The following is a 19,345-nucleotide window of genomic DNA, read 5'->3' as shown; positions in this document are numbered from 1 at the left end:
GTCAGGGTTCGCTGTTGCGTCGATTGACCTTGGCCATCGGCAACGGAATCAACTTGCCCATGGGTTCGCGACGCACCTGGCGCAGCGGGCGCAGGCCCACCACCAGTTTGCGCGCGACCAATATATAGAAGCCGCCGCCAGCACTTTGCCAGCGCCCGGCGCGGCGTTCCCAGCCGGCCAGGCGTGCTTGCCAGGCGGGGGACGCAAGCGGCGGACGATAGCACCCGAACCGGCGTTTCTCCAGCGCAAAGCCCAGCAGGTTGAGCCAGTCGCCCACACGCGAGGCGGGAAAGCAGCGTGCCTTGCGCAAGGCGTCGTGGGCGAAAGCGCGGCGCAGCCCCCAGGCGCTCCAGGGGTTGATACCGACGATGATCAAGTGGCCGCCAGGGCGCACGGCGCTGGCCGCCTCGCGCAGCAGCCCATGGGGCGACAGGCTGAAGTCCAGGCCGTGCTGCAGCACCACCACGTCGGCGGCGTGCTCGCTCAACGGCCAGGCCTGTTCTTCACAGACGATTTCCACCCCCGGCAGCGGCGCGCCCAGGCGCACGTTGCGCTGCACTTGCGGGGCCTGGGGCGGCAGCTGCGCGCTGGGGCCGTAGTGCACCAGGTAGCCACCAAAGAAACGCCCCAGTTCTTCTTCAAGCAACGCCTGCTCTTCCTTGAGCAGGAACTGGCCCAGCGGGCCCTCGAACCAGTCCCTGGCCTGGCCGATCAACTCCAGCCATTCCGGATCGGCCTGCGCAAACGCTTTATCGGTCATTGCCTTCTCCCATCGAAGAGGTTCACCAATAGCCCCAACAGGTTCTAAGATGCACCATTATTCAACGCTTAGCGAATCGCGCCATGATACAGATCGACGCACTGCCAGCCTTCACCGATAACTACCTGTGGTTGTTACAAGACACTGCAAGCAAGCGCTGCGCCGTGGTCGACCCGGGCGACGCCGCGCCGGTGCTGGCGTGGCTGGCCGCACACCCGGGCTGGCAGTTGAGCGACATCCTGGTCACCCACCACCACCACGACCACGTCGGCGGCGTGGCCGAGCTCAAGCAGGCCACCGGCGCCACGGTCTACGGCCCCGCGAACGAAAACATCCCGGCCCGCGACGTGGCCCTGGACGATGGCGCCCGCATTGAAGTGCTGGGCCTGGGCTTCGACGTGATGGCCGTACCAGGCCATACCCTGGGGCACATCGCCTATTACCACGCCCAAGCGCAAACGCCGCTGCTGTTCTGTGGCGACACCCTGTTCGCCGGTGGTTGTGGCCGCCTGTTCGAAGGCACGCCTGCGCAGATGCATGATTCGCTCCAACGCCTGGCCGCCTTGCCCGCCGCCACGCAGGTGTACTGCACGCACGAATATACCCTCAGCAACCTGCGCTTCGCCTGCGCGGTAGAGCCGCAAAACCCGCAGCTTGCCCAGCGTTTCGCTGACGTTACCGCCCTGCGCGAGCAAAATCGCATCACCCTGCCCTCCTCGATTGCGCTGGAACTGCAGACAAACCCGTTTTTGCGCGTCAACGAAGCGGGCGTCAGAAAAAAAGCAGACGAACGGGCAGGCGTCGTAAACCCTTCTCCCGTGGCCGTTTTTGCTGCCCTAAGGGCATGGAAAGATAAGTTCTAAAGCCTCTGCGCTTGCGTCTAAAAATTCTGAAAGGTTGACCCGGGGGTGGGCAGTTTCTAGAATCGCCCGACATTTTTGCCCGGATCACCCTCCCAGCCAATGTCGTCCAACACTCGAAAGCCCTTCAATTCAGACGCATTGACGCGGTTGGCACAGGCCATCGCGCTGACCCTGCCCGTGATTCTGGCGGGCTGCCAAAGCACGGGCCAGGTTCCGGATGCCGAGAGCGTCAGGCTGCACAGCCTGAACGCGCGCATCAAGCAGAAACCGATTTTCCCCGAAGCCCAGCAAGCCCAGCAGCAAGCGCCCCAGGACGTGTGGGAACGCATGCGCCAGGGCTTCCAGTTGCAGGATGGCGTGGCCGTCAACCCGCGGGTCGAGCAACAGCGCCTGTGGTTCGTCAGCAACCCATCCTTCCTGGAAAACGCCAGCGGCCGCGGCAGCCTGTACATGCACTACATTGTCGAGCGCCTGGAAGAACGCAACATGCCGCTGGAGCTGGCCCTGCTGCCAGTGATCGAAAGCGCCTACAACCCCATGGCCTATTCGCGCAGCGATGCCAGCGGGCTGTGGCAGTTCATCCCCTCCACCGGCCGTTACTTCAACCTGCGCCAGACCCGCTTCTACGATGGCCGCCGCGACGTCACCGCGTCCACCGCCGCCGCACTGGACTACCTCAGCCGCCTGCACGACATGTTCAACGGCGACTGGCTGCTGGCCCTGGCCGCCTACAACGCCGGCGAAGGCACGGTCAGCCGCGCCATCGAACGCAACGAGAAGCTGGGCCTGCCCACCGACTACTGGAACCTGCCGCTGCCCCAGGAAACCCGCGACTACGTGCCCAAGCTGCTGGCGCTGTCAGAGCTGGTGATGTCCCCCGAGGCCTACGGCGTGAACCTCAACCCGATCGCCAACCAGCCGTATTTCGAGGTAGTCGAGGTCAACCAGCAGATGGACCTGGGCCGCGTCGCGGCGCTGGCCAACATCGACGAGGACGAGCTGTTCCAGCTCAACCCGGCCCTCAAGCAGCGCGTCACCGTGGACGGCCCCCAGCACCTGCTGGTGCCTACCGCCAAGGCCCACCTGCTGACCGAGAGCCTGGCCAAGATGGGCCCCGAGGAACTGCTGACCCTGGCGCCCAAGCGCAAGCTCGTCGAAGACGTGGCACGCGTGGACATGCCGGCGCGCCGCCGCACCTACAAGGTCAAGCGCGGCGACAACCTGGGGCTGATCGCCCGCGCCAACAAGGTTGACGTGAAAGACCTGCAGCACTGGAACAAACTGTCGGGCATGCACCTCAAGGTCGGCCAGACCCTGGTGATGCAGGACAACAGCCGCCCGGCCACCAAGGCCCGTGGCAAGACCACCGCCGTAGCCAGCGCACGCACCAGCAAGGGTGGCAAGGGCGGCCAGGTCGCCACCCGCTACAAGATCCGCAAGGGTGACTCGCTGTACGTGGTGGCCCAGCGCTTCAACGTCGAGGTCAACCACCTCAAGCGCTGGAACCCCAACACCGCACGCGCGCTGAAGCCAGGCCAGACCCTGGTCGTGTACCGCGACCGCTGATATCCCGCCCCCCCGTAGCAGCGGCCGCAGGCCGCGTCCACAGGCACCACGAATCGCGCCGGGGCCGGACGCCGCCTGGCGGCAGCTGCTACGTACATTATTCAAGGCATCGTCATGACCACCGAAACCCCTGAAGCGCTCAAAGCCCGTAAACTCGCCCACCTCGACGCCGTGCTCGAAGCCCTGGCTGCCGAGACCCGCGACGTGTCCCGCGCCTTCTACCACGGCTGGGTGCTGTCCGCCGCCATGGAGCTGTGGGACCGCGGCGTGCTCAGCCAGGAAGAGCGGCTGGACATCGAAGCGAAGGTCAAGGCCATTACCCAACCCCCAGCCGCCACCGAGTAAGCCTGGCGGACTCTTCTTCAATCAGAGACAAACTGTTACTGTACCGGTAATAAATCGGATCTCTGACTTGATGCGTTCGCTCCTGCTCTCACTAGGCCTGGTCCTGAGCTGTCACGCTGGCGCGACGGTATTCCAGAGCCACGGCTACGCCCAGTTCGGCACCCTCAAGTACCCGGCCAGCTTCACCCATTTCGACTGGACCAACGCCCAGGCGCCCAAAGGCGGCACCTTGCGGGTGATGGCGTTCGGCACCTTCGACACGCTCAACCCCTACACCTTCAAGGGCAGCAGCCCGGTCAGCACGCCGAACTTCATGCAGTACGGCGTCAGCGAGCTGAACGAAACGCTGATGGTCGGCACCGGCCAGTACGACCCGTCGGGCGATGAGCCCACCGCAAGCTACGGCCTGATCGCCAAAAGCGTCGAGTACAGCGACGACCGCAGCTGGGTGGTGTTCAACCTGCGCCCCGAGGCGCGCTTCAACGACGGCGCGCCCATTACCGCCCGCGACGTGGCCTTTTCCTACCGCACCCTGCTCAAACAAGGCCACCCGCAGTACCGCACCAGCCTGCAGGAAGTGCAGCGCGTGGACATCCTCGGCCCGCAGCGCATCCGCTTCGTGTTCAAGCGCAGCGCCAACCCGCTGCTGATCCTGCGCATGGGCGAACTGCCGGTGCTGCCCGAGCATTACTGGCAAGGCCGCGACTTCCAGGCCACCACCTTCGAACCACCGGTCACCAGCGGCCCCTACCGCATTACCCAAGTGGTGCCGGGGCGGCGCCTGGTGTTCCAGCGCGTGAAGGACTGGTGGGGCCAGGACTTACCCGTGAACCGTGGCAAGTACAACTTCGACCGGGTGGAAGTGGAGTTCTACCGTGACAACGACGTGGCCTTCGAAGCCTTCAAGGCCGGCGAGTTCGACATCTACCTGGAACACCAGGCAAAGAACTGGGCCAACGGCTACAACTACCCGGCGGTGCTGCGCGGCGACGTGATCAAGGCGCAAATCCAGCACCAGATCCCCACCCAGACCCAGGGGCTGTTCTTCAACACCCGGCGCCCAGCCTTCGGCGATGTGCGGGTGCGCGAGGCGCTGGGCCTGCTGCTGGATTTTGAATGGACCAACAGCGCGCTGTTCAACGGTGCCTACCGCCGCGCCACCAGCTACTACCCCAACAGCGAATTCAGCGCCAGCGGCCTGCCCGCCGGCAAGGAGTTCCTGCTGCTGGCGCCGTACCGCCAGCAATTGCCCGCCACGCTGTTCACCCAGCCGTTCAGCGTGCCCCATACCCAAGGCCGTGGCATCGAGCGTGAAACCCTGCGCCGGGCGCTGGGTCTATTGGCCGACGCCGGCTGGAAGCTCGACGGCCAGCGCCTGCTGAACGCCCAGGGGCAACCGCTGCGCCTGGAGCTGCTGCTGGTGAACCCGGGGCTGGAAAGGATCCTGCAACCTTATGTCGAAAACCTTCGCAGCATCGGCGTCGATGCGCGCTTGCGCACCGTCGACCGCGCCCAGTATAAGCAGCGGCTGGACCAATTCGACTTCGACATGATTCTGATGACCCTCAACCAGACCCTCAGCCCCGGCCTCGAGCAGTGGCAGTACTTCCACTCCAGCCAGGCGACGGTCAAGGGCAGCAAGAACTACACCGGCATCGCCAACCCGGTGGTCGACCACCTGCTCGACGACCTGCTGGCCGCCCACAGCCGCGATGACCAGGTGGCCGCCGCGCGCGCCCTGGACCGCGTGCTGCTGTCCCAGCACTACATGATTCCCAATTGGTACCTGGACGCCCATCGTCTGGCCTATCGCAACCGTTTCGCTTTCGTCACCACGCCGCCCTACACCCTGGGCCTTAACACGTGGTGGCTCAAGCCTGTGGAGACCCACCCATGACGCGCCTACGCGCCCTGTTGCCGGCCGCCTGCGGGCTGCTGCTGAGCGGGCTGGCCTGCGCCGCCCCGCAGCACGCCGTGACCCTGTACAACGAGGCCCCCAAGTACCCGGCCGGTTTCCAGCACTTTGACTACGTGAACCCCGACGCGCCCAAGGGCGGCACCTTTCGCAACGCCGCCTCGGGCGGGTTCGACAGCCTCAACCCATTCATCAGCAAGGGCGTACCCGCCGACGACATCGGCCTGATCTATGACACCCTGGCGCGGCAGAGCCTGGACGAGCCGCTGACCGAATACGGCCTGGTGGCCAAGACCATCGAGAAGGCCCCGGACAACAGCTGGGTACGCTTCACGCTGCGCCCCGAGGCGCGCTTCCACGACGGCCAGCCCATGCGCGCCGAAGACGTGGTGTTCACCTTCAACCTGCTGATGAAGGACGGCTCGCCGCTGTACCGCAACTACTACGCCGACGTCGCCAAGGTGGAGGCCGAAGACCCGCTGCACGTGCGCTTCGACTTCAAGACCCGCGACAACCGCGAGCTGCCGGTGATCCTCGGCCAACTGCCGGTGCTGCCCAAGCACTACTGGGCCACCCGCGACTTCAGCCGCGCCAACCTCGAATTCCCCCTGGGCAGCGGCCCCTACAAAGTGGCTGCGGTAAACGCCGGGCGCTCGGTGCGCTACGAGCGGGTCAAGGACTACTGGGCCAAGGACCTGCCCATCAACCGCGGCTCGTACAACTTCGACGTGCTGACCACCGACTACTACCGCGACAACAACGTGGCCCTGGAAGCGCTGAAGGCCGGCGCCTTCGACTACTGGCTGGAAATGACCGCGAAGAACTGGGCCACCGCCTATGACGTGCCGGCGGTGCGCGAGAAACGCCTGATCCGCGAAGAACTGCCCAACGGCAACCCGGTGGGCATGCAGGGTTTTGTCTTCAACCTGCGCCGCCCGCTGTTCCAGGACGTACGCGTGCGCCAGGCGCTGGGCTTGCTGTTCGACTTCGAATGGAGCAACCGCCAGCTGTTCAACGGCGCCTACACCCGTACCGACAGCTACTTCGAAAACTCCGACCTGGCCTCAGCCGGCCTGCCCGACGCCGAAGAACTGAAAATCCTTGAACCACTGCGCGGCAAAGTCCCCGACGCGGTGTTCACCACGCCGTTCAAAAAACCGGTCACCGACGGCAGCGGCATGATCCGCGAGCAACAGCGCCAGGCCTACAAACTGCTGCTGGAAGCCGGCTGGCACGTGGTCAACGACCGCATGGTGGACGCCAGCGGCAAGCCGGTGAGCATCGAGTTCCTGCTGGCCCAGCCCGAGTTCGAACGCGTGCTGCTGCCCTACAAGCGCAACCTCGCCGACCTGGGCATCGAACTGGTGCTGCGCCGCGTCGATGCCTCGCAATACGTCACCCGCCGGCGCAACCGCGACTTCGACATGATGGTCTCAAGCTTCCCGCAGTCCGACTCGCCGGGCAACGAACAGCGCGAGTACTGGGAGTCGAGCAGCGCCGACCGCAGCGGCAGCTACAACATCATGGGCATCAAGGACCCGGCCGTGGACCAGCTCACCGAAAGCCTGATCAACGCCGACACCCGCAAGAGCCTGATCGCCCATTCCCACGCCCTCGACCGGGTGCTGCTGAACAACTACTACCTGGTGCCCAACTGGCACATCAAGACCTGGCGCGTGGCCTACTGGAACCACCTGGGGCACCCTGCCGTGTCGCCGCGCTACGACGTCGGCACCATGACCTGGTGGGCCAAACCGGACGTCAAGCCGGCCATCCCCATCACCACCGACACCGACTCGCCCGGCAAGGAGCGCTGAGATGCTGGCCTATATCTGCAAGCGCCTGCTGCTGATCATCCCGACGCTGTTCGGCATCCTCATCATCAACTTCCTGATCATCCAGGCCGCCCCCGGCGGCCCGGTAGAGCAGGCCATCGCCAAGCTGGAAGGCTTCGAAGGCGCCACCAGCCGCTTCAGCGGCGGCGGCTCCGAAGTGTCCATGGGCGGCTCCAGCTACCGCGGTGCCCAAGGCCTGGACCCGGCGCTGATCAAGGAGATCGAACAGCAGTACGGCTTCGACAAGCCTGCGGGCGAGCGCCTGTGGATCATGATCAAGAACTACGCCCACTTCGACTTCGGCTCCAGCTTCTTCCGCGACGCCAAGGTCACCGACCTGATCCTGGAGAAGATGCCGGTCTCCATCTCGCTGGGGCTGTGGAGCACGCTGATCATGTACCTGGTGTCCATCCCCCTGGGCATCGCCAAAGCCACCCGCCATGGCAGCCACTTCGACGTGTGGACCAGCTCGGCGATCATCGTCGGCTACGCCATTCCGGCGTTTCTGTTCGCCATATTGCTGATCGTGGTATTCGCCGGCGGCAGTTACCTGGACTGGTTCCCGCTGCGCGGCTTGACCTCCAACAACTTCGACCAGCTGAGCCTGGGCGGCAAGGTGCTGGACTACTTCTGGCACCTGGCGCTGCCGGTGACGGCCCTGGTGATCGGCAACTTCGCCACCATGACCTTCCTGACCAAGAACAGCTTCCTCGACGAAATCGGCAAGCAGTACGTGGTCACCGCCAAGGCCAAGGGCCTGAGCAACAACCGCGTGCTGTACGGCCACGTGTTCCGCAACGCCATGCTGCTGGTGATCGCCGGTTTCCCCTCGGCGTTCATCGGCATCTTCTTTACCGGTTCCTTGCTGGTTGAGGTGATCTTCTCGCTCGACGGCCTCGGCCTGATGAGTTTCGAGGCCGCGGTGAACCGCGACTACCCGGTGGTGTTCGGCACCCTGTTCATCTTCACCCTGCTGGGGTTGCTGGTGAAACTGATCGGCGACCTGACCTACAGCCTGGTCGACCCACGCATCGACTTCGAACGCCGGGAGCACTGAGATGAGCCTTTCCCCCCTCAACGCCCGCCGTCTGCAGCGGTTCAAGGCCAACAAGCGCGGCTGGTGGTCGCTGTGGCTGTTCATGATTCTGTTCGTGGCCAGCCTGGGCGCCGAACTGATCGCCAATGACAAGCCCCTGGCCTTGCACTACGACGGCAGCTGGTATTTCCCGGCCTTCCAGCGCTACCCGGAAACCACCTTCGGCGGCGAATTCCCGCTGGAGGCCAACTACAAGAGCCCGTACCTGCAGCAACTGCTCAAGGCCAAGGACAGCTGGACCCTGTGGGCGCCCATCCCGTTCAGCTACCAGAGCATCAACTACGACCTCAAGGTACCGGCGCCAGCGCCACCTTCGGCGCAGAATTGGCTGGGCACCGACGACCAGGGCCGCGACGTGCTGGCCCGGGTGATCTACGGCTTCCGCATCTCGGTGCTGTTCGCCCTGACACTGACCATCCTCAGCTCCATCGTCGGCGTCATCGCCGGGGCCCTGCAGGGCTTCTACGGCGGCTGGGTGGACCTGGCCGGCCAACGCTTCCTGGAGGTGTGGTCGGGGCTGCCGGTGCTGTACCTGCTGATCATCCTGGCCAGCTTCGTGCAGCCCAACTTCTGGTGGCTGCTGGGCATCATGCTGCTGTTCTCGTGGATGAGCCTGGTGGACGTGGTGCGCGCCGAGTTCCTGCGCGGCCGCAACCTGGAGTACGTGCGCGCCGCCCGTGCCCTGGGCATGCGCGACGCCAGCATCATGTTCCAGCACATTCTGCCCAACGCCATGGTCTCGACCATGACCTTCATGCCGTTCATTCTCACCGGCGCCATCGGCACCCTCACCGCCCTCGACTTCCTGGGCTTCGGCCTGCCCGCCGGCTCACCGTCGCTGGGCGAACTGGTGTCCCAGGGCAAGTCCAACCTGCAGGCGCCCTGGCTGGGCATCAGCGCCTTCGCCGTGCTGGCGTTGATGTTGAGCCTGCTGGTGTTTATCGGCGAAGCCGCTCGCGACGCGTTCGATCCAAGGAAATGACATGCACCCTGACAACCTGATCGAAATCCGCGACCTGGCGGTGCAATTCGACAACAACGAACGCTCGGCCCGGGTGGTGGAAGGCGTGAGCTTCGACATCCGCCGCGGCGAGACCCTGGCGCTGGTGGGTGAAAGCGGCTCGGGCAAGTCGGTCACCGCGCACTCCATCCTGCGCCTGCTGCCCTACCCCATCGCCAGCCACCCCAGCGGCACGGTGACGTACGAGGGCCAAGACCTGCTGCACATGGACGAAAAGCGCCTGCGGCAGATCCGCGGCAACCGCATCGCCATGATCTTCCAGGAGCCCATGACCTCGCTGAACCCGCTGCACAGCATCGAGAAGCAGATCAACGAGGTGCTCGGCCTGCACAAGGGCATTACCGGCAAGGCCGCCACCGCGCGCACCCTGGAGTTGCTGGAGATGGTCGGCATCCCCGAGCCGCGCCAGCGCCTCAAGGCCCTGCCCCATGAGCTGTCCGGCGGCCAGCGCCAGCGCGTGATGATCGCCATGGCCCTGGCGAACGAGCCGCAACTGCTGATCGCCGACGAGCCCACCACCGCGCTCGACGTCACCGTGCAGCTGAAAATCCTCGAACTGCTCAAGTCCCTGCAACAGCGCCTGGGCATGGCCCTGTTGCTGATTACCCACGACCTCAACCTGGTGAAGCGCGTGGCCCAGCGGGTGTGCGTGATGCAACAGGGTTGCATCGTTGAACAGGGCGACTGCGAGCAGCTGTTCAACCACCCGCAGCACCCTTATACCCGCGAGTTGCTGGGCGCCGAACCGCGCGGCGAACCGGCTGCCACCGTGGCGGGTGAGCCGATGCTGGAGGTCGACGACCTGAAGGTGTGGTTCCCGATCAAGAAAGGCCTGTTCAAGCGCACCACCGACTACGTCAAGGCCGTGGACGGCATCCAGTTCAGCCTGCCGCGCGGGCAGACGTTGGGCATCGTCGGCGAAAGCGGCTCGGGCAAATCCACCCTCGGCCTGGCCATCCTGCGGCTGATCGCCAGCCAGGGCGCCATCCGCTTCCACGGCCAGCCTCTGGACGGCCTCAACCGCGAACAGGTGCGCCCGCTGCGCCGGCAGATGCAGGTAGTGTTCCAGGACCCGTTCGGCAGCCTCAGCCCGCGCATGAGCGTGGCGCAGATCGTTGGCGAGGGTTTGCGCATCCACGGTATCGGCACCCCGCAAGAGCAAGAGCAGGCCATCATCGAGGCGCTACAGGAAGTGGGCCTGGACCCTGCCACCCGCCACCGCTACCCCCACGAATTCTCCGGCGGCCAGCGCCAGCGCATCGCCATCGCCCGCGCGCTGGTGCTCAAGCCGGCGCTGATTCTGCTCGACGAACCCACCTCGGCGCTCGACCGCACCGTGCAGCGGCAGGTGGTGGAGCTGCTGCGTTCGCTGCAGCTGAAATACAACCTCACCTACCTGTTCATCAGCCATGACCTGGCGGTGGTGAAGGCCTTGAGTCATCAACTGGTAGTGATCAAGTCAGGCCAAGTACTGGAGCAAGGCCCCGCAGCGCAAGTGTTCTCGGCCCCGCAGCACCCCTACACCCGCCAGCTCCTGGAAGCCGCCTTCATGGCCTAACCCCGCCGCTGCTACATCCTGTGGGAGCTGGCTTGCCAGCGAGCTGTTGGGGCCATAAAAGCTCGCTGGCAAGCCAGCCCCCACAAGACAGTTGCTGCTACGGGTTGGGTGCCGCGCCTTTCAACACGGCGTCCAACAGCGCCTGCGCGCTTTCCACTGACTGCACCACAGACCACACAAGGCCTTGGCACCCGCAACCGTTGTCCGTCAGCTCGTACGCGCTTTCATGAGCACATTTGAGCAGCAACGCCAACTGCGCCAACGCCGTTTCAGCCTTCACGCCTGCGCGTACCTGGAACAGCGGTTCGTCGTTGTCGTCGAGGGGGCCGAAGGTGCAACTGGCGGTGCGGGGGGCGTGCAGATTTGTAGATGAAGTAACTGGCGTCAGCTTATCCATATCATCGATATCCTTGAGCGCCTTGATCTTAATCGGGCTACCAAACCCGATCGCCGAAGGGTTCAGCGACGGAGGGAGGGTATGGAAAACAGCCGACTCAGACAAGGCAGCGAGGCGATAATAGACGCTTCCTACACGTAGGGGTTAGGGTTCCCACAAAGTCGGCCATTCCACCACATACTGCGTAGCAGCGGCCGCAGGCCGCGTCCCGGGGCACTGCGGTGGCTCAGGCCGACGACGCCATGGAATCATCCAAACTGTTCACCGCCACCCGCTCCACCAGCGCCAGCGCGTCCTGCAAGGTCAACGGCCGCCCCAGCAGGTAACCCTGCACCTTGTTCGCCCCCAGCAACCGCAATGCATCCAGCTCGGACTGGGTTTCCACCCCTTCGGCGACGATGGTGCTGCCGGTCTCGCGGGCAAAGGCGATCAGCGCCGAGGCCATGGCACGTTTCTGCGGGTCGTGGTCGATGCCCTGGGTCAGGCTCATATCCAGTTTGATCATGTCCGGGCGCAGCTGCAGGATGTGGCGCATGCTGGCGTAGCCGGCGCCGGCGTCGTCGATGGCCACGCGCACGCCGTTCTGGCGCAGGGGCTTGAGCGCCTTGATCAGGCCGCTGTAGTCGCTGACCACGGCGTGCTCAGTGATTTCCAGCACCAGGCGGCTGGCCGGGCACGGGCTGAGCAGGTCGGTCAGGCGGCCGCTGAGCATCAGCTGCGGCGAGCAGTTGATGGTCAGGTAGGTGCCCGAGGGCAGCGCATCCATGCCCTTCAGGGCGGCGGCGATGGCGTGGCATTCCAGCTCCACGCCCAGGCCGGCCTCGGCGGCCTCCTTGAACCATTGGTCGGGGCTGCGCACCGGCTCCAGGTTGAAGCGCGACAGGCACTCCCAGCCGCAAATGCTCATGCCCTGGAAGTCGAAGATCGGCTGGTAGACGATGCCCGGCTGCTGGCTGGCCAGCACTGCCGAAATGCGCCGGTGCTTGGCCACGCGGTCGCGCACCAGGGTCAGGTCGCCCTCGATGCGGTCGGCGATCAGCTCGGCAAACACCTTCATCACCAGCAGGTCACGCTGGCCCAGACTGCTGTCGGCGCTGTAGCCAAAACAGCAGAAAGTGCCGTAAAGCCGGCCGTCGCTCAGGTAGATAGGCACGCTCATGTGCGAGCCGATGGGCAACGCCAGGGTTTCCGGGATGGCCAGCGCCTCGGGCACCTCGCCGGTGTTGGCGATCAGCTCCGGCAACTCGCCCTCCACCACTTTCAGGCAGTAGCCCACGTCCAGCGGCAGCGCATCGCCCGGCCTGATCGGGCCATCGCCGTCGGTGTCGACGTGCACGAACACCCGGTCAGTGGTGCGAAATTGCGAGACAAACGCCACGTCCATGCCCAGATGGGTGCGCAACGCCCGCAACACCTTATCGATACAACCCGTGCCCGTCGGTGCCTCGGTTTTCAGGCTAACCACGCTGGCAAGCTGTGTGGCGGACATGTCCATGACGGCCTCCTTGATCCCTGGATCCCAAGATTCTAGGACTGTGACCTCGGATTTTCGCCGACCGCTCGGCGCTTCCTGACGAAATGCTGGGGAAATGCGAAAGGTGTCACAAAACGTTTAACCCTGCGTGAGGACTTGGCGAACGGCCGCGGCCGACACTTTGCTCTGTAATGGCCCACCAGGAGCGCCACCATGCAATCCAGACGATGGTTTTTGATCCAGGCCGCAGCCGCCACCTCGCTGGCGGCCTACGCGCTGATGAGCGGCCGCATGCGCCTGGCCATGGCGGCCGACAGCGCCCCGGGCGAGACCTTTGCCGTGCAGCATACGGATGAACAGTGGCACCAGTTGCTCAGCGACGAAGCCTTCGACGTGCTGCGCCGCGCCGGCACCGAGCGGCCCTACAGCAGCCCGTTGAACAACGAGCACCGCAGCGGCCGCTTTGCCTGCGCCGGGTGCCAACTGCCGCTGTTTTCCTCCAGCGCCAAGTTTGACAGCGGCACCGGCTGGCCGAGCTTTACCGCACCGCTGGCGGGCGCGGTAAACGTCAGCCGCGACACCACGCTGGGCATGCAGCGCAATGAAGTGCATTGCCACCGCTGCGGCGGGCACCTGGGCCATGTGTTCGACGACGGCCCGGCGCCGACCGGTTTGCGTTACTGCATGAATGGCGTGGCCATGGCCTTCACCCCCGGCACGGCGTAAACCCGTAGCAGCAACTGTCTTGTGGGAGCTGGCTTGCCAGCGAGCTTTTATGGCCTCAAAAGCTCGCTGGCAAGCCAGCTCCCACAGGATGCGGCCGCTGCTACGGGTCAAGTGGATAGAGCTCATCGAGCACCTGCATCAGCGCCCGCTTGCGCGGGCTCTCCAGCCCGGTCCAGGCCACGCCGATGCCGGCGCCGCTCATGGCCAGCGCCAGCGGCCGCGTGACCACCCCAGCCGGCAGCGCCGACGCCGCGCCTGCCGGCACGATGCCCACGCCCAGCCCCGCCGCCACCAGCGCCAGCAAGGTGGTGAATTCACCCATCTCCCGGGCAATGGTCAACGTCACCTTGCGCCGATGAAAGCCCACCAGCATCTGGTCATGCAGCCCCGGCGCGTACTTGCGCGCCAGCACCAGCGCCGGGCGGCCGGCCAGGTCCTGGGGCTGGAGGCGGCGCTGGGCGCACAACGGGTCGGCGGCCGGCAGTGCCACCACCAGCGACTCCTCGAAGAGCATGCGCGTGTGCACCCCGGGCACGCTCAGCGGCAGGCGCACCAGGCCGAAATCCAGGGCGTTGTCCTGCAGCGCCCGGGCCTGCAGCAGCGAGGGCATGTCCTTGAGTTCCAGCTCAATGCGCGGGTAGCGCTGTTCCATCTGCCGCACCAGGTCAGGCAGCAGCTGCGACAGCACCGACGACACGAACGCCAGCCGCAGCACCCCCACCTCGCCCGCCGCCGCCTGTTGCAGCACCTCCCGCGCCCGGCCCGCCTGGCGCAGGGTGGCCAAGGCCTCGGGCAGGAACAACGCGCCCTCCTCCGTCAGCTCCACGCCATGGCGGTCGCGCTCGAACAACTGCGCACCGACGTCCTCCTCCAGCGCACGAATCTGCGCGCTCAAGGCCGGTTGCACGATATGCAGGCGCTCGGCCGCGCGGCCGAAATGCAGTTCCTCGGCCAGGGCCGCAAAGGCCCGCAAGTGTTTGAGTTCCACACAGCCTCCGTTGCTGGTGATCACGAACGGTGATCACGGCATCACCATAAACGATTGGCAGGCCCCGGCGATAGCGGTTGAAAGTAGCGCCATCCCTATTCCATAAATCCAATACCGGGAGACTCACATGACAGCAAGCTTTCGCCTGGACGGCCGGCGCGCGCTGATTACCGGCTCGGTACGCGGCATCGGCCTGGCCCTGGCCCGCGGGTTGGCCCAGGCCGGTGCCCAGGTGGTGCTCAACGGCCGCGACGCCGAACGTGCCCAGGCCGCCTGTGCGCTGTTGCGCGACGAAGGCCTGGCCGCCGAATACGCGGTGTTCGACGTCGCCGACCACGACGCCAGCGCCCAGGCCATCGACGCCCTGGAACAGCGCCTGGGCGCCATCGACATTCTCGTCAACAACGCCGGTATCCAGCACCGCCAGGCCCTGCAGGACTTCAGCAGCCAGGACTGGCACCGGCTGATGAGCACCAACCTCGACGGCGTGTTCAACGTGTCCAAGGCCGTGGCCCGGCACATGATCGCGCGCCAGAGCGGCAAGATCATCAACATTGCCTCGGTGCAGAGCGAACTGGCCCGCCCCTCCATCGCCCCCTACGCCGCCAGCAAGGGCGCGGTGCGCATGCTCACCCGCGGCATGTGCGCCGACTGGGCCGGCCATGGCTTGCAGATCAACGCCCTGGCCCCCGGCTATTTCCGCACCGAACTGAACCAGGCCCTGGCCGACGACCCGGCTTTCGACGACTGGCTGGTGAAACGCACCCCCGCCGGGCGCTGGGGCAAGGTCGAGGAGCTGTGCGGCGCTGCCGTATTCCTGGCCTCGCCCGCCGCCGACTTCATCAACGGCCAGACCCTGTTCGTCGACGGCGGCCTGACCAGCGTCGTCTGACCCACTTTTTCCAAGGATGCCACCCATGCCTCAATCACTTCCCACCCTGTGCGGCTCGATCATGGGCTCGCCGTTCTCGCTCTCGGCGAAGATTCACAACGCCGCCTACGCCGCCCTGGGCCTGGACTACACCTTCGTGTGCTTCGGCGTCGAAGACCCGGTGGCCGCCGTCGGCGCCATCCGTACCCTGGGCGTGCGCGGCATGAACGTTTCAATGCCCTACAAGCAGGCGGTCATGCCGCACCTGGACGCCATCGACGAATCCGCCCAGGTGATTGGCGCGGTGAACACCATCAACAACGTCGACGGCGTGCTGACCGGCTACAACACCGACTACCTGGGCGCCGTGCGCGCGCTGCAGGAAGTCACCCGCCTGAACGACAAGCGCATTGCCGTGATCGGTGCCGGTGGCGCCGCCCGCGCGGTGGTGTACGGCTGCGTCAAGGCCGGTGCCCAGGTCACCGTGTTCAACCGCAGCGCCGAGCGCGGCAGCGAGCTGGCGCAGTCGCTGAAGGCGCGCTGGGGTGGGGTGGTGGAGCGTTTCGACGCCAAGGCCTTCGACATCGTCATCAACGCCACCTCGGTGGGCTTCAAGCAGCCCGACAGCAACCCGCTGGACGGCCGCCTGCAAAGCCACCTGATTGTCATGGACGTGGCCTTCATGCCGGTACAGACCGCGCTGCTGCGCCAGGCCCGCGCCCTGGGCTGCGGCACCGTGGCGGGCACGCGCATGCTGGTGCACCAGGCGTGCCGGCAGATCGAACTGTACACTGGGCACGACGCGCCCATCGATGTGATGGAGCAGGCCATGCTCCAGGAAATCCAGCGGTTGAACCTGTAACCCATCCCGGTTGCCTATCAATAACAAGACGCCATGAAGGCGCCTGGAGGAACGAACATGACCCACGCCCGCTCCCCGTCCGACACCGCTGAACCCGTTGACCCGCAAGTGAAGAAGGACCTGCACCGCGCCGCCTGGGCCTGTTCCCTGGGCAGCGCCCTGGAATACTACGACTTCGCCCTGTACACCCTGGCGTCGGCGCTGATCTTCGGGCCGCTGTTCTTCCCCGAACAGACCCGCGCCATGAGCCTGATCGCCAGCTTCGGCACCTACTTCCTCGGTTTTGCCATTCGCCCCCTGGGCGGCGTGCTGTTCGGCATGATCGGCGACCGTGTGGGGCGCAAGTTCGTGCTCTCGGCCACGGTGCTGCTGATGGGTGTTTCCAGCACCCTGATCGGCGCCCTGCCCACCTTTCACCAGGTGGGCTACCTGGCGCCGGTACTGCTGGTCGTGCTGCGCCTGCTGCAAGGCCTGGGCGCCGGTGCCGAGCAGGCCGGCGCGGCGGTGATGATGACCGAGTACGCGCCCAAGGGCCGTCGCGGCTTCTACGCCGCGCTACCGTTCCTGGGCATCCAGCTGGGCACGATCATGGCCGCGCTGGTGTATTTCCTGGTGGTCAGCGGCAACGACAACATCACCCAGACCAACCTGTGGCGCGTGCCGTTCTTCATCAGCGTGGTGATTGTCGCGCTGGGCCTGTACATGCGCCTCAATCTCAAGGAATCACCAACCTTCGTGCGCCTCAAGGCGCTGAAACGTGAATGCGCCAACCCGCTGAAAAGCGCCATGCAGCACTCCAAGCCGACCCTGCTGCTGGGCATCGGCCTGCGCCTGGCGGAAAACGGCGGTTCGTCCATCTACCAGGCCCTGGCGGTGAGCTACATCGTCGGCGTGGTCGGCCTCAAGGGCCCGGTGGGCGTGCTGACGCTGATCTGCGCCGCCAGCCTGGGCGCACTCACCGTGCCTATTGCCGGCAAGCTCAGCGACCGCTTCGGCCGCGTGGTGGTCTACCGCGCCTTCGCCCTGCTGCAATTGGCCCTGGCGTTCCCGGTGTGGTGGGTGCTGAGCCTGGGCAACATCGTCGCCAGCATCGTTGCCATCTCCATCGCCCTGGGCATTGGTACCTGGGGCATGTTCGGCACGCAGGCAGCACTGATGCCCGAACTGTTCGGCTCACGCCACCGCTACATGGGCGTGTCGATTGCGCGGGAAGTGTCGGCGGTGATCGCCGGCGGCATCGCGCCGATGATTGGCGCGGGCATCATCGCCGTGGTCATGGCCACCCATGAAGGCGACAGCAACGCCGGCATCGGCGCCTGGGTGCCGATTGCCTGCTACCTGGCGCTGCTGACCGCGACCACGCTGTACACCACGTTCAAGACCCCGGAAACCCTGAACCGCGACCTGGATGAACCGCGTGATGCGTGGGAAGTGGCGAAGGCCGATGAGGCGGTTAAAGCGCACCATCACGCGATTCCGGTGCGCCACTGACGCGGCCTGTGGCCGCTGCTACAGGGCTTGGGGGGCCAGCACGTCGCCTAGCCAGGCGTTGAGGTCCTCGATTTCGGTCTTGCTGATGGAGTGTTTCAAGTCGGCATAAGCGTGGAAGTCCGGCTCCAGGCCCAGCTCATGCAAGATGCGCTGGGCCTCGCTGGCATCGGTGAACGGCACCTGCGGGTCGTCCACGCCATGGCCGATGAAAATCGCCAGCGCCTTCAACGCCGGGTCCGGTTTCAACTCGCTGCGCAGCACCGGCAGGATCTTGCCGCTCAGCACCGCAATGCCCCGCACTGCCTGCGGTTCGCGCAGGCCCAATTCGTAACTCATGATGGCGCCCTGGCTGAAGCCGATCAGCACCACTTTCGACTTGTCGGTGTGGTACTTGGCCACGGCCTGGGTGATGAAGTCCTTGAGCGTCTGGCGGCTGCTGGCCAGGTCCGCGGTCACGCCGTCGTAGGGGCCTTCACCCTGGCGGTGGAACCACTGGTAGCTGCCCTCTTCCAAGGTCTGCGGCGCGCGCACCGACACGTAAGTGTAGCCGTCGGGCAGCGAGTCCTTGAGCTCGAACAGGTCGGCCTCGTTGCTGCCGTAGCCATGCAGGAAGATCACCAGCGGCTTGTCGCGCGTGACCGTCGGTGCCTGCTCCAGGTATTTCAGCGGCAGGTCGGTGTGCAGCACGGGGTCGGCGGCGTGGGCGATGCCCGACACCAGCAACAGCGCAAGGGCCATTCGTTTGATCATGGAGTCTCCGATTTAACTGCGCAGAAGGCAGCGGTCGTATAAGGGACAGTGACTTCGGCCTTGCCGGCCAGCAGAGGTTCACTGGCGATCAGCGCGCGCACCTGGGCGTCCACCGCTTCGCGCTGGGGCGCGGGCAGCCCGGCGATGAAGCTGGTGGAACGCACGCGGTCGACGATTACCGTACCGGGGCTGCCGGTGTGGCCGTTGCCGAAATGGGCTTCGTGCAACGCGCTGAAGCCTGGCGCGGGGAATACCTGGCGCCAGGCGCCGCTGTAGTAGCGCGGCGTATCGCCTTCGTACTGGTTGACCAGCGCATCCAGGCGCGCCACCCACGGCACGCTGTTGTCGCGCAGGTTCCATACCAGGCCCAGGCGGCCGCCGGGCTTGAGCACACGGCGAATCTCGGCCAGGGCCTCAGGGGTGGCGAACCAGTGAAACGACTGCGCGCACACCACGGCGTCCAGGCAGGCATCGGGTAGCGGGATGGCGTCGGCGCGGCCGTCCAGCGCCTGCACGTGGCCGTAGGTGGCGTGCAGTTTCTCGCGCATGGCCGCCACCGGCTCCACCGCCACCACGCGGGCGCCGGTAGCCAGCAGCCGCGGGGTGAACTTACCGGTGCCGGCGCCCAGGTCCAGCACCGTGCTGCCGTTGTGCAGGCCCAGGGTGTCACGCAGCCAGGCATCCAGCGCCGGCGGGTAGTCCGGGCGGCCGCGGGCGTAGGTGTCGGCGGTGGCCTGGGTGTCGTAGCCTTCGGCGGCGTGGTGAATGCTCATGGTGCGCCCCTGCTCGATGAGAAGTGCATCATCATAGGCTGCGGCTGCGCATCA

18 protein-coding genes are annotated in these 19,345 nt (G+C 65.6%); 12 read left to right on the top strand and 6 right to left on the bottom strand.

Annotated features, from left to right (window positions below):
- Position 1: 1 nt before the first annotated feature.
- Positions 2 to 760: a class I SAM-dependent methyltransferase gene (locus AC0SZ7_RS09640; protein ID WP_475504181.1), complete on the bottom strand. Its 759-nt coding sequence runs from the start codon at positions 758 to 760 to the stop codon at positions 2 to 4.
- 83 nt (positions 761 to 843) lie between these two features.
- Between AC0SZ7_RS09640 and gloB the strand changes: the two genes are divergently transcribed.
- The 8 genes from gloB (at position 844) to AC0SZ7_RS09600 (ending at position 10,959) form a co-directional block, all read left to right on the top strand.
- On the top strand, positions 844 to 1,623 hold the full coding sequence (gene gloB / locus AC0SZ7_RS09635; RefSeq protein ID WP_475504180.1) for a hydroxyacylglutathione hydrolase: 780 nt from the start codon (positions 844 to 846) through the stop codon (positions 1,621 to 1,623).
- 99 nt (positions 1,624 to 1,722) lie between these two features.
- Positions 1,723 to 3,189 (top strand): transglycosylase SLT domain-containing protein, encoded by a 1,467-nt coding sequence (locus tag AC0SZ7_RS09630; protein WP_475504179.1) that lies wholly within the window; start codon positions 1,723 to 1,725, stop codon positions 3,187 to 3,189.
- Positions 3,190 to 3,303: 114 nt separating this feature from the next.
- Positions 3,304 to 3,534 carry a hypothetical protein gene (locus AC0SZ7_RS09625; RefSeq protein WP_475504178.1) on the top strand — a complete coding sequence of 77 codons (231 nt, stop codon included), beginning with the start codon at positions 3,304 to 3,306 and terminating at the stop codon, positions 3,532 to 3,534.
- A 70-nt stretch (positions 3,535 to 3,604) separates the two neighbouring features.
- On the top strand, positions 3,605 to 5,431 hold the full coding sequence (locus AC0SZ7_RS09620; RefSeq protein ID WP_475504373.1) for an extracellular solute-binding protein: 1,827 nt from the start codon (positions 3,605 to 3,607) through the stop codon (positions 5,429 to 5,431).
- Positions 5,428 to 7,266, top strand: a complete 1,839-nt coding sequence (locus AC0SZ7_RS09615) for an extracellular solute-binding protein (RefSeq protein ID WP_475504177.1) — start codon at positions 5,428 to 5,430, stop codon at positions 7,264 to 7,266. Before AC0SZ7_RS09620 ends, AC0SZ7_RS09615 begins: the two co-directional genes overlap by 4 nt.
- A 1-nt stretch (position 7,267) precedes the next feature.
- On the top strand, positions 7,268 to 8,341 hold the full coding sequence (locus tag AC0SZ7_RS09610) for a microcin C ABC transporter permease YejB (protein WP_475504176.1): 1,074 nt from the start codon (positions 7,268 to 7,270) through the stop codon (positions 8,339 to 8,341).
- 1 nt (position 8,342) lies between these two features.
- Positions 8,343 to 9,362 carry an ABC transporter permease gene (locus tag AC0SZ7_RS09605; protein WP_475504175.1) on the top strand — a complete coding sequence of 340 codons (1,020 nt, stop codon included), beginning with the start codon at positions 8,343 to 8,345 and terminating at the stop codon, positions 9,360 to 9,362.
- Position 9,363: 1 nt separating this feature from the next.
- On the top strand, positions 9,364 to 10,959 hold the full coding sequence (locus tag AC0SZ7_RS09600; RefSeq protein WP_475504174.1) for an ABC transporter ATP-binding protein: 1,596 nt from the start codon (positions 9,364 to 9,366) through the stop codon (positions 10,957 to 10,959).
- A 97-nt stretch (positions 10,960 to 11,056) separates the two neighbouring features.
- On the opposite strand, the gene AC0SZ7_RS09595 is transcribed toward AC0SZ7_RS09600, so the two are convergent.
- Both AC0SZ7_RS09595 and AC0SZ7_RS09590 read right to left on the bottom strand, forming a co-directional pair.
- Positions 11,057 to 11,356, bottom strand: coding sequence for a DUF3077 domain-containing protein (locus AC0SZ7_RS09595; RefSeq protein ID WP_475504173.1), 300 nt, complete (start codon positions 11,354 to 11,356; stop codon positions 11,057 to 11,059).
- 226 nt (positions 11,357 to 11,582) lie between these two features.
- Entirely contained in the window at positions 11,583 to 12,851 is a 1,269-nt protein-coding gene (locus tag AC0SZ7_RS09590; protein WP_475504172.1) for a sensor domain-containing phosphodiesterase, read from the bottom strand.
- A gap of 192 nt (positions 12,852 to 13,043) precedes the next feature.
- Here AC0SZ7_RS09590 and msrB point away from each other — a divergent pair, with 192 nt between their 5' ends.
- A complete protein-coding gene (gene msrB / locus AC0SZ7_RS09585) occupies positions 13,044 to 13,556 on the top strand; it encodes a peptide-methionine (R)-S-oxide reductase MsrB (protein WP_475504171.1) in 513 nt (170 codons plus the stop codon).
- 100 nt (positions 13,557 to 13,656) lie between these two features.
- Here the strand turns inward: msrB and AC0SZ7_RS09580 are convergent, their stop codons facing one another.
- Positions 13,657 to 14,544 carry a LysR substrate-binding domain-containing protein gene (locus AC0SZ7_RS09580; RefSeq protein ID WP_475504170.1) on the bottom strand — a complete coding sequence of 296 codons (888 nt, stop codon included), beginning with the start codon at positions 14,542 to 14,544 and terminating at the stop codon, positions 13,657 to 13,659.
- A 127-nt stretch (positions 14,545 to 14,671) separates the two neighbouring features.
- Here AC0SZ7_RS09580 and AC0SZ7_RS09575 point away from each other — a divergent pair, with 127 nt between their 5' ends.
- Genes AC0SZ7_RS09575 through AC0SZ7_RS09565 form a run of 3 tightly spaced genes read left to right on the top strand, consistent with a single transcriptional unit; the run spans position 14,672 to position 17,768 of the window.
- Positions 14,672 to 15,436, top strand: coding sequence for a glucose 1-dehydrogenase (locus AC0SZ7_RS09575; RefSeq protein WP_473003219.1), 765 nt, complete (start codon positions 14,672 to 14,674; stop codon positions 15,434 to 15,436).
- A 25-nt stretch (positions 15,437 to 15,461) separates the two neighbouring features.
- The gene (gene aroE, locus AC0SZ7_RS09570) at positions 15,462 to 16,277 is read left to right on the top strand and encodes a shikimate dehydrogenase (protein WP_475504169.1); all 816 of its coding nucleotides are present in this window, start codon (positions 15,462 to 15,464) and stop codon (positions 16,275 to 16,277) included.
- Positions 16,278 to 16,334: 57 nt separating this feature from the next.
- Positions 16,335 to 17,768, top strand: coding sequence for an MFS transporter (locus tag AC0SZ7_RS09565; protein WP_475504168.1), 1,434 nt, complete (start codon positions 16,335 to 16,337; stop codon positions 17,766 to 17,768).
- Between the two features lie 18 nt (positions 17,769 to 17,786).
- Here AC0SZ7_RS09565 and AC0SZ7_RS09560 read toward each other — a convergent pair whose 3' ends face one another.
- Both AC0SZ7_RS09560 and AC0SZ7_RS09555 read right to left on the bottom strand, forming a co-directional pair.
- Entirely contained in the window at positions 17,787 to 18,518 is a 732-nt protein-coding gene (locus AC0SZ7_RS09560) for an alpha/beta hydrolase (RefSeq protein WP_475504167.1), read from the bottom strand.
- The gene (locus AC0SZ7_RS09555; protein WP_475504166.1) at positions 18,515 to 19,291 is read right to left on the bottom strand and encodes a class I SAM-dependent methyltransferase; all 777 of its coding nucleotides are present in this window, start codon (positions 19,289 to 19,291) and stop codon (positions 18,515 to 18,517) included. The genes AC0SZ7_RS09560 and AC0SZ7_RS09555 overlap by 4 nt, the downstream gene beginning before the upstream one ends.
- Between the last annotated feature and the right edge of the window lie 54 nt (positions 19,292 to 19,345).

Source organism: Pseudomonas sp. JC1203, assembly GCF_056175065.1.
The sequence above is the reverse complement of the archived record's forward strand: the minus strand, read 5'-3'. Positions and strand labels throughout refer to the sequence as shown.

Excerpts from the sequence above, each read along its gene's own strand:
- msrB (WP_475504171.1), top strand. The coding sequence starts at position 13,044 with ATGCAATCCAGACGATGGTTTTTGATCCAGGCCGCAGCCGCCACCTCG.
- gloB (WP_475504180.1), top strand. The coding sequence starts at position 844 with ATGATACAGATCGACGCACTGCCAGCCTTCACCGATAACTACCTGTGG.
- AC0SZ7_RS09595 (WP_475504173.1), bottom strand. The coding sequence starts at position 11,356 with ATGGATAAGCTGACGCCAGTTACTTCATCTACAAATCTGCACGCCCCC.
- aroE (WP_475504169.1), top strand. The coding sequence starts at position 15,462 with ATGCCTCAATCACTTCCCACCCTGTGCGGCTCGATCATGGGCTCGCCG.
- AC0SZ7_RS09630 (WP_475504179.1), top strand. The coding sequence starts at position 1,723 with ATGTCGTCCAACACTCGAAAGCCCTTCAATTCAGACGCATTGACGCGG.
- AC0SZ7_RS09640 (WP_475504181.1), bottom strand. The coding sequence starts at position 760 with ATGACCGATAAAGCGTTTGCGCAGGCCGATCCGGAATGGCTGGAGTTG.
- AC0SZ7_RS09625 (WP_475504178.1), top strand. The coding sequence starts at position 3,304 with ATGACCACCGAAACCCCTGAAGCGCTCAAAGCCCGTAAACTCGCCCAC.
- AC0SZ7_RS09565 (WP_475504168.1), top strand. The coding sequence starts at position 16,335 with ATGACCCACGCCCGCTCCCCGTCCGACACCGCTGAACCCGTTGACCCG.
- AC0SZ7_RS09575 (WP_473003219.1), top strand. The coding sequence starts at position 14,672 with ATGACAGCAAGCTTTCGCCTGGACGGCCGGCGCGCGCTGATTACCGGC.
- AC0SZ7_RS09560 (WP_475504167.1), bottom strand. The coding sequence starts at position 18,518 with ATGATCAAACGAATGGCCCTTGCGCTGTTGCTGGTGTCGGGCATCGCC.
- AC0SZ7_RS09590 (WP_475504172.1), bottom strand. The coding sequence starts at position 12,851 with ATGGACATGTCCGCCACACAGCTTGCCAGCGTGGTTAGCCTGAAAACC.
- AC0SZ7_RS09600 (WP_475504174.1), top strand. The coding sequence starts at position 9,364 with ATGCACCCTGACAACCTGATCGAAATCCGCGACCTGGCGGTGCAATTC.
- AC0SZ7_RS09555 (WP_475504166.1), bottom strand. The coding sequence starts at position 19,291 with ATGAGCATTCACCACGCCGCCGAAGGCTACGACACCCAGGCCACCGCC.
- AC0SZ7_RS09620 (WP_475504373.1), top strand. The coding sequence starts at position 3,605 with ATGCGTTCGCTCCTGCTCTCACTAGGCCTGGTCCTGAGCTGTCACGCT.
- AC0SZ7_RS09615 (WP_475504177.1), top strand. The coding sequence starts at position 5,428 with ATGACGCGCCTACGCGCCCTGTTGCCGGCCGCCTGCGGGCTGCTGCTG.
- AC0SZ7_RS09605 (WP_475504175.1), top strand. The coding sequence starts at position 8,343 with ATGAGCCTTTCCCCCCTCAACGCCCGCCGTCTGCAGCGGTTCAAGGCC.
- AC0SZ7_RS09610 (WP_475504176.1), top strand. The coding sequence starts at position 7,268 with ATGCTGGCCTATATCTGCAAGCGCCTGCTGCTGATCATCCCGACGCTG.